Origin of the sequence: Nocardia sp. NPDC019395, from assembly GCF_040632335.1 — a bacterium.
GTDB lineage: Bacteria > Actinomycetota > Actinomycetes > Mycobacteriales > Mycobacteriaceae > Nocardia.
In genome coordinates, this window is record NZ_JBEYBT010000005.1 from 104347 (window position 1) to 119361 (window position 15015).

Genomic DNA, 15015 nt, shown 5'->3' on the forward strand with positions numbered 1-15015 from the left:
TCAGGTCTGGCAGTGGCGGGTCGGAGCGACCCGCAGATCGGGTTCTTCCGCGACCACCCGCAGCCCGGGTCGTTCATCCGGGCTGGAGTGGTCACCCATCCACGCCAGCAGCGACCAGCGGGACAACCCCGACAGCGCCGAGCCGAGGCTCAGAAAAGACCCACTGGAGATGAGCGACCCGAAGGATCCGATCGAACCGATCGACAGCACCGAACCGGCACTACCGATGGACAGAATCGAGTACGCCGACCCGATCGACAGGATCGACCCTTCCGAGCGAATCGACAGAATCGACCTGGACGAACGCCGATTCCGGAGGCTGGACTTGTGCGAATGCTCGACAGTCGCCATAACCCCTGGTCTACCACAGTTTCCCCGGCGCGCCCAGTTGCGCCACCGGCTCTTACGAGCCGCTTGCAGGTCACCTGTCCCCGATCGAACGTACGCCAGCGGCGCCGCCGAGTTTTACGAGGCGCTTGCAGGTCACCTGACCCCGATCGAACGTGCCCAGCGGCGGTGCCGAGTCTTACCAGGCCCTTGGAGGTTTTGGCCCGTCCATGCGTTCAGCCCTCGAAGCGCATGCGGCGAAGCCGCGAGTCTCGAGGGCTGAAAACAGGGCCCAAGGGGGGCCGAAATCCCGCGCGCCGGAGGCGCGCCAAAAGACTCAGCCGACGGTGAAGAAGCCCAGGGTCGGGGCGAAGGAGCAGGTGCGTGCTTCGGTTTCGGTGGCCTGGGTGGTGAGCCCGCCGCCGATCACCGCGACGATACGACCTGTGCCCGTGTTCGCGATGGCCGAGAGCGTCGCCGGCCCGTCCGGGTTGATCTTCGCCTTATCGGTCAGCACTTCGCTGCCGGCCGCGCCGGTGTCGAGGTTGCGCCACTGCACCGTCATTGCCTGCGGCTGTTCGGGCGTGGGGCGTTCGGTTCCCAGCGCCGTGAAGACGAAACCCGTCTGGCCGGCGGCCGGGCCGGGCGGCGGGAGCTGCGCCGGGCCGGGTACCGCGAGAGCCGTTCCGACCGAATCGCCGGACGGGGCGATGCAGCCCTTGCCGATCGTCGGGTAGAGGAATTGGGCGATCGCGGGCCCGCTTTCGGGGATATCGGGGCCGCCGCCACCGCTGCCGTCCAGGAAGGTGATGACCCGTTCCAGGGTCGATTTGATCTGCGGGGGCAGATTCACCGTGTCCAGCAGAGCGCGGGCCTGGCCGAGGATGGCGGCCTGCGGACTTCCCGGCGCGGCGATGTCCTGGGCGGCCGGGGCCGGCGCATGGACGATGGCCGGGGCAAGTGCGGCGAGAACGTCGACCGGCACCCCTTCGGGCACCATCGGGACACTGTTCACCGCCGCCTCGCCGGCCGGGGCCGCGACGCCAGTCGCGGGCGCCACGAGGGAGGCGCCCGCCGCAATGGCGAGCGCGGACATTGCGATCCGCGATCCTCGGGTGCGAAGCACTGGTCTAGCCGTCCTTACCTCGGGTACATCTGGGCGACGCTGAAATGCCGTCGTTTCGGGGTCACTCTAAGGACACAGTCGCGCGTTGTACAGCACCGGGGTCGGGATTACGACCCCGGTTTCGCTGTGCTACCTGACGGTAGCCGGTCACTCGCGTAAGTGGCGTGAGGTTCGAGGCGGAGGGATACGTGTGTCGCTCGGGTTGCCCGGTCGTCACCCGGACCCCGCGCAGCTGCCGACACCCGGGAACCATCCGGGCAACCGGTCGCGCCGCACCGGAACACGGTCGGGTTAATGTATTCCGGGCCGGAAACTCCTGCCGACGCGCGCCGCCGCGCCGGGTCCGGTCGCCGACCCGGACCGACTCGAAAGCTCCTGTCTTGAATCAGCCCAGCGCCCGGACCGTTCCACGGCGGTTCACACCATTTCGCCTGGCCCTGGCGGCGCTCGGGATCACCGTTGCGGTGCGGCTGCTGTGGATGCTGCTGACGCCCAACGGGATGAACCTGGTGGACCTGCACGTTTACGTGGACGGATCGGCGGCACTGCTCACCGATCATCTCTACGATTTCACCTACGCGGACAAGACCCCCGACTTCCCGCTGCCCTTCACCTATCCGCCGTTCGCCGCGGTGGTGTTCTTTCCGTTGCATTTTTTGCCGTTCACCGTGGTCGCGGTGCTGTGGCTGTTCGCGATCGTCGCCGCCCTCTACTGGGTGGTGCGGATCGCGTTCGAACTGTTGCTGGGCCCGGAGGCACTCGCCGAGCCGCGGTGGCGTACCGCGGCGGTCGCGTGGACCGCGGTGGGACTGTGGTTCGAACCGGTGCGCACGACGATCGACTACGGGCAGGTCAACGTCTTCCTGATGCTCGGGGTGATGCTGGCGATCCGGAGTACGCGCTGGTGGTTCTCGGGAACCCTGGTGGGGTTCGTCGCGGGAATCAAACTCACGCCCGCGATCAGCGGCGTGTACTTCCTGGCGCGGCGCCGCTGGACAGCGGCGATCTGGTCCGCTGTGGTTTTCGGACTGACCGTCGCGGGCAGTTTTCTGATCAACCCCGAGGAGACCCGGCGCTACTTCGGCACGCTCCTCGGCGACGCCGACCGGATCGGCCCGGTGGGTTCGGTGTGGAACCAGTCGCTGCGCGGTGCGCTGAGCCGATTGCTGGGTAGTGATATCGGCACCGGGCCGTGGTGGATCGCCGGTGTGCTGGTGACGGGGGCGCTGGCCTGGTTCGCGTGGCGGGCGCTGCGCCGCGACGATCTGCTGGGTACCGCGCTGATCGTCCAGTTGTTCGGGCTGCTGGTCTCACCCATCTCTTGGTCCCATCACTGGGGCTGGCTGCTACCGGCCGTCCTGTGGCTGCTCTACGGACCGTTCCGCGAGGTGCCGGGTGCGAAGATCCTGGCCGGCTACTGGCTTTTCACCACCCTGCTGGGCGCACCGTGGGTGCTGTCTTTCCTGCAGGACTCGATCTGGACCATCTCCCGGTGGGGGGTGTGGTCCTGGCTGGGCGCGGTCGATCTGGCCGGGGTCCTGGCTCTCTACGGCTGGACCATCTGGGCGGGCCGGACAGTTTCCCGCAGCACCCCTAGCCCGCAAGCCGATCTATCTCCTGGGCCATCGCCACGTCCTGTGCCGTGAGCCCGCCCGCGGAATGCGTGGACAGCGTGAAGGTCACCTTGCGCCAGCGGATATCGATATCGGGATGATGATTCGCGGATTCGGCGGCCTCGGCTACGCGGACCACCAGATCGATCCCGGCCGGGAACGAGGACGCCTCGACAGTCCGGGTGAGCGCATCGCCCGCACGCGCCCATTCGGGGAGGTTGTCCAGTGCGTCGGTGATCTCGGTTTCGTTCAGCAGTTGTGTAGTCATATCGCCGTGGTACCCACGATTCCGGGATCGAACAACGACAGCCGCGGCGCGGCGCGAAGAAGGTCAGGCGGCGCGTGCCTTCTTCAATCCCTTCTTCAGTTCTTTCCCGGAGGCACCCTCGGCTTCCAGGCGCTTCATCCGCATGATGACCACAGGGCATTTCACGCAGCGCGTCTTCTTCCGACAGCACTTCTTCTTCGGCTTGAGGCTCGATACCTCTTTCGCCTTGACCTTGCCCATGCGGGTTAGCATACCCTTACCTTTGGGCGGCGCCGACGGCCTGCCTCGGCCCCGGTAAGGTGGAACCGGCCCAGATGCCCGGTGAGTCCGTCTCTCCCTGTTTTGGGGTCCGGCCGATAAGCAACAGCCAACCAGCAGGAGGAACCGGCGTGTCGTCTGCACGCGATTTTCGCAACGTCGCCATCGTGGCCCACGTCGACCACGGCAAGACGACGCTCGTCGACGCCATGCTGCGGCAGTCCGGCGCCTTCGCCGAACGAGCCGAACTCGTCGATCGAGTGATGGATTCCGGCGATCTGGAGCGCGAGAAGGGCATCACCATTCTCGCCAAGAACACCGCCGTACACCGGCACCATCCGGACGGCAGCGTCACCGTCATCAATGTCATCGACACCCCCGGTCACGCCGATTTCGGCGGTGAGGTCGAGCGCGGCCTGTCCATGGTCGACGGTGTCGTACTGCTGGTCGACGCCTCGGAGGGCCCCCTTCCGCAGACCCGTTTCGTCCTGCGCAAGGCGCTGGCGGCGAGCCTGCCGGTGATCCTGGTGGTCAACAAGACCGACCGGCCCGACGCGCGTATCGCCGAGGTCGTCGAGGAGAGCCACGATCTGCTGCTGGACCTGGCCTCCGATCTCGACGACGACGCCGCCGAAGCCGCCGAACTCGCCCTCGACCTGCCCGTGCTCTACGCCTCCGGGCGCGCCGGCAAGGCGTCCAAGGAGCAGCCGCAGAACGGCGAGGTGCCGAACGCGGAGAACCTGGACGCCCTGTTCGACGTGCTGCTGGAGAACATCCCCGCCCCCAAGGGCGACGCGACCGCGCCGTTGCAGGCCCATGTCACCAACCTCGACGCCTCGGCCTTCCTGGGCCGGCTCGCGCTGGTGCGGATCCACAACGGTGAACTGCGCAAGGGCCAGAACGTCGCGTGGATGCATGCCGACGGGGTGAAGAACGTCAAGATCACCGAACTGCTGCAGACCGTCGGCGTCGAGCGGCAGCCGGGTGAGGTGGCGGTGGCCGGCGATATCGTCGCCGTGGCCGGTATCTCCGACATCATGATCGGCGATACTCTCGCCGATCCCGAGCAACCGGTCGCGCTGCCCCGGATCACCGTGGACCAGCCGGCCATCTCGGTCGTCATCGGCACCAACACCTCGCCGCTGGTCGGCCGGGTGCAGGGACACAAACTCACCGCCCGCATGGTGAAATCGCGGCTCGACCAGGAACTGGTCGGCAATGTCTCGCTGCGCGTGCTCGATATCGGCCGTCCGGATGCCTGGGAAGTGCAGGGTCGCGGCGAACTCGCGCTCGCCATCCTGGTCGAGCAGATGCGGCGCGAGGGATTCGAGCTGACCGTCGGTAAACCGCAGGTGGTGACCCGCCAGGTCGACGGCAAGGTGCACGAGCCCTACGAAGAGCTCACCATCGACTGCCCGGACGAATACCTGGGTGCCATCACCCAGCTGCTGGCCGCCCGCAAGGGCAAGATGGTGCAGATGAACAACCATGCCGCCGGATGGGTGCGGATGGAGTTCATCGTGCCCTCACGCGGGCTGATCGGGTTCCGTACCGATTTCCTCACCGAGACCCGCGGCACCGGTATCGCCAACGCCGTTTCGCACGGTTATGCGCCGTGGGCCGGCGAGATCCGGGCCCGGCACACCGGATCGCTGGTGTCCGACCGGTCCGGCAGCGTCACCCCGTTCGCGATGATCCAGCTCGCCGACCGCGGCCAGTTCTTCGTGGAACCGGGCGCGGAGACCTACGAGGGCATGGTCGTCGGGGTCAACCCGCGAGCCGAGGATCTCGATATCAATGTGACCAAAGAGAAAAAGCTCACAAATATGCGGTCCTCCACCGCCGATGTCATGGAAACGCTCGCCAAACCGCTGCAGCTCGACCTGGAAGCCGCCATGGAATTCTGCGCCGCCGACGAATGTGTCGAGGTGACCCCGGAGTTCGTGCGGGTGCGCAAAGTCACCCTGGCCGCCAACGAGCGGGCCCGGGAACTGTCCCGCCGCAAGGCCCGCGACCGGGCCGCGCTGTAGCCGGTTTCGCGGCCGGACGTGGCGGCACGGGTATGGGTAGAGTGCCGAGGATGATTTCGGGGAGGCGCGCGGTGTGGCGCGTGCTGGTGCTGTTGGCGGTGTTCATCCCGGTACTGGCCGGGTGCACCGCCGACCCGCCGCCGCCCATCGCCAGTACCGACAGCCCGAAAACCGAACCGGCGCTGCCGACCAAGAACACGGTCGTGGTCGCTGTCGACGACATCGGGATCGGCTTCAACCCGCATCTGCGATCGAACCTGTCCCCGGCGACGTCCGCGGTCGCGGCCATGGTGCTGCCCAGCCCGTTCCGCCCGACCCCCGATCCGGCGGTGCCCGGGGCGACGCAGTGGGTACCGGATACCGCGCTCATCGAATCCGCCACGGTCACCTCGCAGGCACCGTTCACCGTCACCTACAAGTTGAAGGACCAGGCCAACTGGTCCGACGGCGCCCCCATCGCGGCCGAGGACTTCTGGTACCTGTGGCAGCAGATGATCACCCAACCCGGTGTGATCGACCCGGCCGGTTATCGGCACATCTCCGACGTCCGGTCCTCGGGTGGCGGGAAAACAGTCACCGTGACCCTGAACGAGCAGTATCCGGCGTGGCCGCAACTGTTCGCCAATCTGCTGCCCTCGCACCTCATGAAGGATTCGCCGGGCGGTTTCCAGCGCACCCTGGTCGAGCAGATACCGGTGTCCGGCGGTAATTTCAGCATCGAATCCGCTGATCCGGGCCGTGACGAAATTCTGCTGGAACGCAACGACCGGTTCTGGGGCAGCCCGGCGCGCCCGGACCAGATCCTGCTGCGCCGCGGCGGCACCCCGGCACAGCTCGCGGATTCGCTGCGCAACGGCGATACCCAGATGGCGCTGGTGCACGGCGGGGTCGCCACCGAAGCGCAGCTCGCCGCGATCCCCTCGGTCCGCACCGCGATCATGCCGCAGTCCCGCCAGCTCCGGCTCACCCTCAACGGACGCGGGGGCGTGCTCGAAGATCAGCGGGTCCGCACCGCGATACTCGGCCTGCTCGATCCGGCCCTGCTGGCCACTGTCGGGGCACAGACCGGGAACTGGGTGGAACCGGTACGCGCACAGGTGCTCTCCCCCTCCGACCCCGGCTATACGCCGACCCAACCGCCCCCGCTCAGCACCGACCAGGCATTCGGACTACTGGCCGAGGCCGGTTTCGGCAGATCACCGGAGCCGCCGCCTGTCTCGGCGACCTCCCCCGCGCCGCGGCCGCGTTCGCTGGCCCGCAACGGCGAACCTCTGGTGATCCGGATCGGCGCGGTCACCGGTGACGACACCGCCCTGTCCGTCGCCAACACCGCCGCCGACCAGCTGCGCAGCGCCGGTATCGACGCCTCGGTGCGCAATCTGCCGGCCGATGAGCTGTACGGCAAGGCGCTGGTCGAGAACACGGTCGACGCCGTGGTCGGCTGGGAGGCAACGGGAGTGGATCCCGCGACCTCGCTGGCCTCCCGATACGGGTGTCCGCCCGTGGCTCCGGTCGTGGCGGACAAGGACGAAGACGAGGACTCGACCGAATCCGAGGTTCCGGCGGCGGTGGAAGCGGCTCGGCAGGCGCCCAGCAACCTGTCCGGTATCTGCGATCCGGAATTCCAGCCGGCGATCGACGGTGCACTGCGCGGGGTGGAGGTCCCCCGGACGCTGGCCGATGCCGAACCCCGGCTGTGGGGCGAATCCATTGTGCTGCCGATCGTGCAGGACAATGTCGTCGCCGCGGCAGGCCCGTCGGTGGACGGCGCCTCACTCAGCGGGGCTATCCAGGCCGGGATCTTCGGCGACGCGGCCATGTGGCGGCGGGTGCCGTGAGCGCGGCGGAACCGGACCGGCAGGGTGGACTGCTGCTGGTACACGCCCATCCCGACGACGAATCCATCACCACCGGCGGCACCATCGCCCACTACCGCCGCCTCGGGATACCGGTCACGGTCGTGACCTGCACACTCGGTGAAGAAGGCGAAATAATCGGCGAGGAATGGGCGGGGCTCGCCGCGGATCGCGCCGACCAGCTCGGCGGCTTCCGCATCTCCGAACTCGCCCGGGCACTCACCGAACTCGGTGCCGGGCCACCCTGTTTTCTCGGTGGCGCCGGCCGCTGGCGTGATTCCGGTATGGCCGGGACCCCGGCGGCCGAGCACCCGCGTGCGTTCGTCCACTCCGGCGACGCCGCCGTCGCCGCGCTCACCGAGGTGATTCTGCGGCTACGGCCACGCGTTGTGGTGACCTACGACCCCAACGGCGGCTACGGTCACCCGGACCATATCCGGGCGCACCTGATCACCACCGCGGCCGTCACCGACGCCGCCGCCCGGGGCTGGGACACTCCCAAGCTCTACTGGACCGTGACCGACGCCGATATCCTGCACGACCATCTGCGGGCTCTGGCACGGCGAACCGTCGACGGTCTGCCCGGGGCCCTCCCGCCCGGCTGGCGACTGGCCGTGGAGAACGAACTGGCCTGTGTTCCGAGCAGTTCGGTCACCACGACGATCGACGTCGCCGAGGTGCTGACCGATAAACGCGCGGCCCTGCGCGCGCACGCCACGCAACTCATGGTCGCGCCGTCGGGGCGCGAATTCGCGCTGACCAATATGGTCGCCCAGCCGGTACTGCCCGAGGAGCACTATGTGCTGGCCCGCGGCCGTACCGGACCCCGGGCCGCGGACGGGCGCGAAGACGATCTGTTCGCCGGACTCACCTGACCGGGCACGCCGCACAGCCGAATAGACTCGTCCGCATGCAGCACTGGGAATTCGAGGGTGGCCGTGCCCACGCGGCGCGGGAAACAGCAGGTTCGCCGCCGGCAGCCCGGCCGCGCGGATGACCACCGGCGTGGAGAACTCGGCGGCCACCACCGGGACCCCGGGCGCCAAGGCACGAATCGGCAGATGGCTCGACGCGGCGGCGAACAGTATCCCCCGCCCCGTGATCATCGCGGTCCTGATGCTGGACGCGGTGATCGCGCTGATCCTCGAGGTCCTCTACCTGCCCCTGTACATCGGCGCGGTGGCGTTCCCGATCACCGCGCTGCTGGCCGGCCCGGTGAATCTGGCCCTGGTGTGGGCGGCGGAGACGGTGAGTACCCGGCTGTCGGTGCTGTTCCTGCCGGTCGGCGCCTGGTTGGCCGCCTTCCTGACCGCGGCCAGCCGGGGGCCCGGCGGTGACTTCCCGCTCCGCAGCGATCTGCCGACCCTGCTGCTGTTCCTGTGCGGTGCCGTGGTCCCGCTGATCTACATGTTCGTGGTGGCCAACCAGTCGAAACGCCCGGCGCAGAAGAAGTGAGCGACGGACCGGGCGTTCACCAGGCCCCGTATTCGGCGGCCCGGATATCGTTCACATCCACCCCGACCCCGTCGACCGTCCGGTCGTCGATCTCGAACTGGTGCAGATGCGCTGCCGGATGCACGAATCCCGCCGGCGTCCCCCAATCGTGCTGCCAGAACCAGGCACCGACACCGGCCACCCGGGCCAGTTCGATGGTGGGCGCGTTGGCGTAGACGCCGGTGTTCGGCCGCCCGACCACTTCCTGCCACCCGTGCAGATACGGCAGGATCATCGTCGCGAAATCGATCGGAGTGGGATTGTCGTCGATCGAGGCATAGATCGGCCGATTCTCCGGCCCACCGGCGGCACGGTGCAGCGCCAGTCCACGTTCGGCGTGCCGCCGCCCGGCGTCGAACCCGCCCCGCCAGTCCGCCGTCGGTCCCTTCCCGAACTGGTAGCAGGACACGATCGCCAGCCCGGCCGCCCGCAATTCCGCCACTTCGTCGGCCAGCAGGGGTTTTCCGGCCATCCATTCCGCCCCCGGCCGGCGATCCGAGACATACCGGATAACGCCCACATGCCCGGCCGCCTTGATCGCCTCGGCTCCCGGCACACCCCCCGCGTAGTCGAGCAAGGTACCCAGCGGTGCCGCGCCCGCGCGCGATGTCGTCACTGCGGACCCCACCGCCCCCACCGCGACAGCAGCACCGGCATACCCGAACAACGCACGACGAGACAGGCCGGAAACCATCAAGGAACTCCTTCGCACACCGGGTGGACAACAACGTGCCCGGCGCACCCTCCCCATCAGCAACACACGCGCCGGGGCCTCGAACGTGGAGAGTATTGCATCACACACAGCGCATCTCGACGCGTCGGCGCGCTGGCTGCCACCCGGAGTCCGCAACCTTTCCCTGCATCGCAGGACTCGGCGGCCCCAGTGCGCGTTCTGTCTCAGGAACCGAAACCCGCAGCGCCTTGCCGGACTCGGCAGATCCGGCGGCCACTGACCTCGATGGAAGTTCCGGCCGGGCCTGTCACGACTACAACAGACGGTCGATTCGCTCGGCCACATCCAGCGTCCGAGTGGCCGGGTCGGCCAGCTCCGCACGGACCACTCGCACCACCTGGGCGACGATCTGTTTCTTGATCCCCGCCAGCGTCCCGAGCGCGGCGGCGCGCATCCCCTGCGCCGCGTACTCGAGGCGGACATGTTCGCGGACCGGGGGATCCACCTCGACCACGATCAGCAGCGGATCCGCGGCGTGAGCCGTGAGGACCAGCGGGATCTCGAGATCCGCCCGGTAGCGGTTGTCCTTGAGGACGTTGACGGTGATGTCCAGCGTTACCGGGACCGTCAGGTCGAAACGCACCAGCGCGATATCGTCGTCGGCCGGTGGAACCGGCGGCCGGTCGGTGAGTAGCGGTTGTCCGACCTCACCGCGCACCGTGACCTCGGCCGCCGAACGTGGACCGGTGCGGAAGGGACCGATCTCGATCCGGCGGCCGGCCAGGTGCGATACGAACCCGCCCAGGCGTTCGCCGGTAACGATGCCCGGGAAGAAACGGCGGCCGAATTCCGCGTAGTCGATCCACTCGAATTCGGTGCGCTCGCGATGCGGGGAACGCCTCCGGTCGACGATTGCCTGGACGTCGTATATGCGACTGCGCATAACTCCCGGGTCGCGCAGCATGGTGTTCACCCGGTTCGCGACCTCACGCTGGAGCAGGCCGGATATGGGGTCGAGCAGCCATTCGGCCACCGAATCGGCGGCCGCCAGGCGCAGCAGAACGCTCACATCCGAGCGCCGGACCTCCGGGATATCGATCACGATGAGCAGCGGGTCGGCGGTGCGCGCATGGAAGGTGAGGTCGATCGAGACCACGGTTTCCAGCCCGAGCCTACGGCCGCCGAGCAGGATCTTGGCGGCCAGCGAGACCGGTATCCGCACATCGAAGCTGATATGCGGGCCTCGGTGCACCACGACCGGGCGGCCGATTCTGCCTTCGGCCAGGAATCCGGCGAGGCCGGCCGGGCCGAGGTTGAACGGGCCGATGGTGAGTCCGCGACCGACGATCCCGGCGACTGCCCGCTCGATCCGCGATTCGGTCACCGCGTGCGTGACGAATCTCCTGCCGAATTCGGCGTAGTCGATCCATTCCGGGGCGACCGGTTCGATCGGTTCCATGAGTCGTTCCGACACCTTCACCTTCACCTCCACCGCTGAAGGTCACGGTACGCGATCGAGGTTTCGGGTCGTTCGGGCCGCCCGGCTACAGCCGGCCGTATGCGGCGATCTCGATATCGGCGACAGCGGCAGGCTCCCACAGACCAACAGACCGCCGAGGTATTACGGCAGGGGGATCACTACGCCCGCGCCGGATCCGTTCGCATCGGGATGAGTGTGGTGAGCGCGATGGCCACGCACGCGGCGGTGACGGAGATCAGGAAGGTGGTGTGGAACGCATCCCGTGACGGCAGGGCATGACTGCCGAGGGTGATGGTCATATTGGCCAGAACGGCACTCATCACCGCAGCCGAGGTGGAGGTGCCGACCGAGCGCATCAACGCGTTCAACCCGTTGGCGGCAGCGGTTTCGGTGATCGGCACCGCGCCCATGATCAGGGCGGGCATCGCGGCGTAGGCGAGACCGACACCGCCCGCGACCAGCACCGAGGCGAGCATGATCTGCCAGACGCTGTCCATGAGCGCCGAGGCACACAGGTAACCCAGTCCGATCACCGCCGATCCGGCCCCGAGGGTCAGTTTCGGGCCGAACCGGGCCGAGATCCGGGCCGATACCGGTGAGAGCAGCATCATCACGCAACCGCTGGGTGCGAGCGCGAGTCCGGCGTCGACCATGGACAGCCCGAGCCCGTAACCGGTTTCGGCGGGCGCCATGAGCAATTGCGGGAAGGTCAGTGACATGCCGTAGAGCGCGAATCCGACGGCGATCGAGGCGATATTGGTGAACAGCACGCGGGGTCGAGCGGAGATGCGCAGATCGACCAGGGGGTGCCGCCGGCCGAGTTCGTAGCGACCCCAGCCGAGAAAGACGACTATCGATACCGCGAACAGGGTCAGGATCGAGGAACTGGTCCAACCCCATTGCGCGCCCTGCGTAATCGCGATGAGCAGGGCGAGCAGGGCTGTCGCCAGCCCCGCCGCGCCACCGAAATCGAAAGGGGCCGGGGTGCGCACGGACGATTCCGGCACGAATCGGAAGATCAGCCCGGCACCGACAGTGCCCAGCGCGGCCGCCGCCCAGAACAGGACGTGCCAATCGGTGTTCTCGGCGATGACGGCAGCCAGCGGCAGGCCGATCGCACCGCCCACGCCCAGCGTGGAACTCATCACGGCCATGGCCGAACCGACACGTTCCGGGGGTAATTCGTCCCGCAGAATGCTGATACCCAGCGGGATGGCACCGATCGCCACCCCTTGGAGCGCGCGGCCGGCGACCGAGGGGATCAGCGACGAGGACATCGCGCACAGAACCGAACCGACGACCATGGCCAGCAGGTCGAACAGCAGAATGCGGCGTTTGCCGAACATATCGCCGAGCCGGCCGCTGATCGGGGTGCACACCGCCGAGGCCAGCAGGGTCACCGTGATCACCCAGGAAGCGTTGGTAGCGCTGGTGTCCAAGAGCGCCGGCAGGCTCGGTATGAGCGGAACGACCAGCGTCTGCATGAGGGAGACGACGATGCCGATGGTGCTGAGCGTGGCGATCAGGAGTGTCGGTGATACGCCCGGACGACCCCGTTCGCCGGATCTGGCGGGGTCGTCGGCTACAGCGGTCACCCTATGCACGTTACATAGCTTGTGTATCGTGCACCATTTTGCAATCGGACGAATCAGGCGACATAGTGACCGGATGTCCGATTCGGCTCTGCCCACCGGGACGGCGGATCACCGGGATCCCACCGTCCTGGCGCGTCTCGTCCTGGAGTTGACCCTGCTGTCCCGGCACCACCCGGCCGCACGCCGCAGAACACCGTTCCAGCTGGACAGATCCGCGTATCTGATCCTGACCCGGCTCCAGCTCGGGGCACCGCTGTCGCTGCGCGAACTCGCCGAAGCCTTCGCTCTGGATGTCTCCACCATCAACCGCCAGGTCGCCGCGATGCTGGACCAGGATCTGGTGGAACGCGTCCCCGACCCCGACGGCGGAGTCGCCCGCAAGATCCGCCCCAGCGAAAAGGGACTCGAACTGTTCGAGGCCGACCTCGAACTACAACGCGACGGCGTGGACAGCGTCCTCGCGGGCTGGCCCGCCGCCGACATCGACCAACTGGTCCACTTGATGGAACGCTTCAACGAAGGCGTCGAAGGCCTCGTCCGCCACCCCTGGCCCCGCCCCCACCGCCCCGCGAATTCACACCCTCGATAGCCCCCGCAGCACCCGACCACCGTAAGCCCACCTCCCGGGCTCGAGCACCCACCCCTGCCCCTCGATCTGCTCACCTCTCCGGTCGGGGCCCGCCCGGTTCTGGAGCGACCAGAGGAAGGGAGCGCAGCGACCGACCGGCGGGAGTGAAGAACCGGGTTAACAGGGCCCCGCCCTCGAGCCGCGGAGCGGCTCCAAAATTACAGCCCGCCCCTTCACGGACCGTCGACGCCGTCAGCGCAATTACCCCCCACGGAGGGCTCTACGCCGGAAGGAAGCTCCCGGCTGCTCGAGTACCCCCGGACACCTTTCGATCTGATCCACCTGTGCGGGCGGGGCCCGCCCGGTTCTGGAGCGACCAGAGGAAGGGAGCGCAGCGACCGCCCGGCGGGAGTGAAGAACCGGGTTAATAGGGCCCCGCCCTCGAGCCGCGGAGCGGCTCCAAAAACACAGCCCGCCCCTTCACGGATGGTCCACGCCGTGAGCGCGGCTACTACCGGATGGTCTACACCGTGAGCGCGGCTACTACCCACAGATACTCCACGCCGAGCTCGCGGTTACCCCCACAGACACTCCACACCCAGACCGCGGTTGATAACGCCCCCCGCCCCCGCGCCGCCGGAGTCGACCCCATAAACACACCCGAAGCCGGCGCCGAAAACCCAGGTAGCCTGAACCCCATGATCACGCTCAAGAAAGAAGACGGCGCAGCGGATCTCGCGGGGATCACCAAGCTGAGTGTCGGAGTCAGCTGGGATCCCTCCGCGGGCGCCAGCGGTGGCGCGCTCGGCTGGGTGCGCCGCAAAAAAGGCGTAGACCTGGACCTCATCGCCATTCTGATGCAGGGCAGCGAACCCGTACGTTTCGCCGGGCTCGATTCGCTGGACCCGCTGGGCAACAATTCCGTTCTGCATTCCGGCGACGAGCAGACCGGTGCGGCGGCCGGTGACGACGAAACCGTGCACGTCACATTCGCCGATATTCCCGGCGGTATCGACGCGATTGTTTTCGTCGCGGCCGCCTTCAAGAAGGGTAGTTCCTTCGAGAAGGCGAACAATATCTCGTTCAAGGTCTACGACGCGTCCGGGGGCAGCAGCCAGCAGGTCGCCGATATCTGGCCGTCCCTGCTGGGCGCCGATAACGCGAACGCCGTCGCACGGACATTCCGCAACGGCGACGTCTGGCAGCTGGAAGTGCTCAACCGTAAGGGCAAGATCAAGCAGGGCGATAAGCAGGCACTGCTGCGCTTCGCTATGGGTGGCGGTCAGTGATCCGCCGCTGAGCGTGAATTCATCCGGCGGACCAGCCGGACCACCGGGTGACCTCGAGCGCCAGCACCGGCCCCGGTGGCGGCTGGTCCCGGTAGACCGGATAGCGAACGGTCAACTGTTCCAGACCGATTCGCGCCCGTTCCCCCGTGACGATCCGCGCGACGGCGTCGGCACGTACCCACCACAGCCGCGTCCAGTCCTCGTCGTAGAAATCCACCAGCACGGCGATATCCGGGTTCGCCTCGATATTCGCCAGGCGTCGCAGTGCCGTAGTGGATTTCGGTTTCGCGTCGACGGCTGTGTAGACGGTGTCGCCGGCGACGGCGAAAACGATCGGCACGATATGCGGGAGCCCTTCGGCTGTCACCGTGGCGAGCCTGGCGACGCGCGCGGCGGCGAATCGCGCCCGCGCCTGCTGTTCGTCCAACCGCATCCGCA

15 protein-coding genes are annotated in these 15015 nt (G+C 67.7%); 7 read left to right on the forward strand and 8 right to left on the reverse strand.

All coding sequences use genetic code 11. From position 1 onward, the window contains the following. On the reverse strand, nucleotides 1–351 hold the full coding sequence (locus tag ABZ827_RS16020; protein WP_357237527.1) for a hypothetical protein: 351 nt from the start codon (nucleotides 349–351) through the stop codon (nucleotides 1–3). 313 nt (nucleotides 352–664) lie between these two features. Beyond that, the gene (locus ABZ827_RS16025; protein ID WP_357237528.1) at nucleotides 665–1423 is read right to left on the reverse strand and encodes a hypothetical protein; all 759 of its coding nucleotides are present in this window, start codon (nucleotides 1421–1423) and stop codon (nucleotides 665–667) included. Nucleotides 1424–1833: 410 nt separating this feature from the next. Here ABZ827_RS16025 and ABZ827_RS16030 point away from each other — a divergent pair, with 410 nt between their 5' ends. Further along, nucleotides 1834–3099: a mannosyltransferase gene (locus ABZ827_RS16030; RefSeq protein ID WP_357237529.1), complete on the forward strand. Its 1266-nt coding sequence runs from the start codon at nucleotides 1834–1836 to the stop codon at nucleotides 3097–3099. Here ABZ827_RS16030 and ABZ827_RS16035 read toward each other — a convergent pair. After that, nucleotides 3047–3334 (reverse strand): 4a-hydroxytetrahydrobiopterin dehydratase, encoded by a 288-nt coding sequence (locus ABZ827_RS16035; protein ID WP_357237530.1) that lies wholly within the window; start codon nucleotides 3332–3334, stop codon nucleotides 3047–3049. The genes ABZ827_RS16030 and ABZ827_RS16035 overlap by 53 nt on opposite strands. A 63-nt stretch (nucleotides 3335–3397) precedes the next feature. After that, nucleotides 3398–3574, reverse strand: a complete 177-nt coding sequence (locus tag ABZ827_RS16040; RefSeq protein WP_357237531.1) for a hypothetical protein — start codon at nucleotides 3572–3574, stop codon at nucleotides 3398–3400. Between the two features lie 149 nt (nucleotides 3575–3723). On the opposite strand from ABZ827_RS16040, the gene typA reads away from it, so the two are divergent. The 4 genes from typA to ABZ827_RS16060 all read left to right on the forward strand — a co-directional run bounded on the left by typA (nucleotide 3724) and on the right by ABZ827_RS16060 (nucleotide 8933). Beyond that, nucleotides 3724–5622 (forward strand): translational GTPase TypA, encoded by a 1899-nt coding sequence (typA, locus tag ABZ827_RS16045; protein ID WP_357237532.1) that lies wholly within the window; start codon nucleotides 3724–3726, stop codon nucleotides 5620–5622. A gap of 50 nt (nucleotides 5623–5672) precedes the next feature. Beyond that, nucleotides 5673–7460: an ABC transporter family substrate-binding protein gene (locus ABZ827_RS16050; protein ID WP_357237533.1), complete on the forward strand. Its 1788-nt coding sequence runs from the start codon at nucleotides 5673–5675 to the stop codon at nucleotides 7458–7460. Next, nucleotides 7457–8353, forward strand: a complete 897-nt coding sequence (gene mshB, locus ABZ827_RS16055) for an N-acetyl-1-D-myo-inositol-2-amino-2-deoxy-alpha-D-glucopyranoside deacetylase (RefSeq protein ID WP_357237534.1) — start codon at nucleotides 7457–7459, stop codon at nucleotides 8351–8353. Before ABZ827_RS16050 ends, mshB begins: the two co-directional genes overlap by 4 nt. A gap of 118 nt (nucleotides 8354–8471) precedes the next feature. Next, complete coding sequence (locus ABZ827_RS16060) at nucleotides 8472–8933, forward strand: hypothetical protein (RefSeq protein WP_357237535.1); 462 nt, start codon at nucleotides 8472–8474, stop codon at nucleotides 8931–8933. A gap of 16 nt (nucleotides 8934–8949) precedes the next feature. Here the strand turns inward: ABZ827_RS16060 and ABZ827_RS16065 are convergent, their stop codons facing one another. The 3 genes from ABZ827_RS16065 to ABZ827_RS16075 form a co-directional block, all read right to left on the reverse strand. Then, entirely contained in the window at nucleotides 8950–9666 is a 717-nt protein-coding gene (locus tag ABZ827_RS16065; protein ID WP_357237536.1) for a DUF1906 domain-containing protein, read from the reverse strand. Nucleotides 9667–9958: 292 nt separating this feature from the next. Further along, complete coding sequence (locus ABZ827_RS16070; RefSeq protein ID WP_357237537.1) at nucleotides 9959–11104, reverse strand: hypothetical protein; 1146 nt, start codon at nucleotides 11102–11104, stop codon at nucleotides 9959–9961. Nucleotides 11105–11283: 179 nt separating this feature from the next. Continuing rightward, nucleotides 11284–12630, reverse strand: a complete 1347-nt coding sequence (locus tag ABZ827_RS16075; RefSeq protein ID WP_357237722.1) for an MFS transporter — start codon at nucleotides 12628–12630, stop codon at nucleotides 11284–11286. Nucleotides 12631–12793: 163 nt separating this feature from the next. Between ABZ827_RS16075 and ABZ827_RS16080 the strand changes: the two genes are divergently transcribed. Together ABZ827_RS16080 and ABZ827_RS16085 are read left to right on the forward strand one after the other, a co-directional pair. Beyond that, a complete protein-coding gene (locus ABZ827_RS16080; RefSeq protein ID WP_357237538.1) occupies nucleotides 12794–13309 on the forward strand; it encodes a MarR family winged helix-turn-helix transcriptional regulator in 516 nt (171 codons plus the stop codon). Nucleotides 13310–13986: 677 nt separating this feature from the next. After that, nucleotides 13987–14577 (forward strand): TerD family protein, encoded by a 591-nt coding sequence (locus ABZ827_RS16085; protein WP_357237539.1) that lies wholly within the window; start codon nucleotides 13987–13989, stop codon nucleotides 14575–14577. A gap of 19 nt (nucleotides 14578–14596) precedes the next feature. Here the strand turns inward: ABZ827_RS16085 and ABZ827_RS16090 are convergent, their stop codons facing one another. Beyond that, entirely contained in the window at nucleotides 14597–15004 is a 408-nt protein-coding gene (locus ABZ827_RS16090) for a TIGR03668 family PPOX class F420-dependent oxidoreductase (RefSeq protein ID WP_357237723.1), read from the reverse strand. Nucleotides 15005–15015 lie beyond the last annotated feature (11 nt).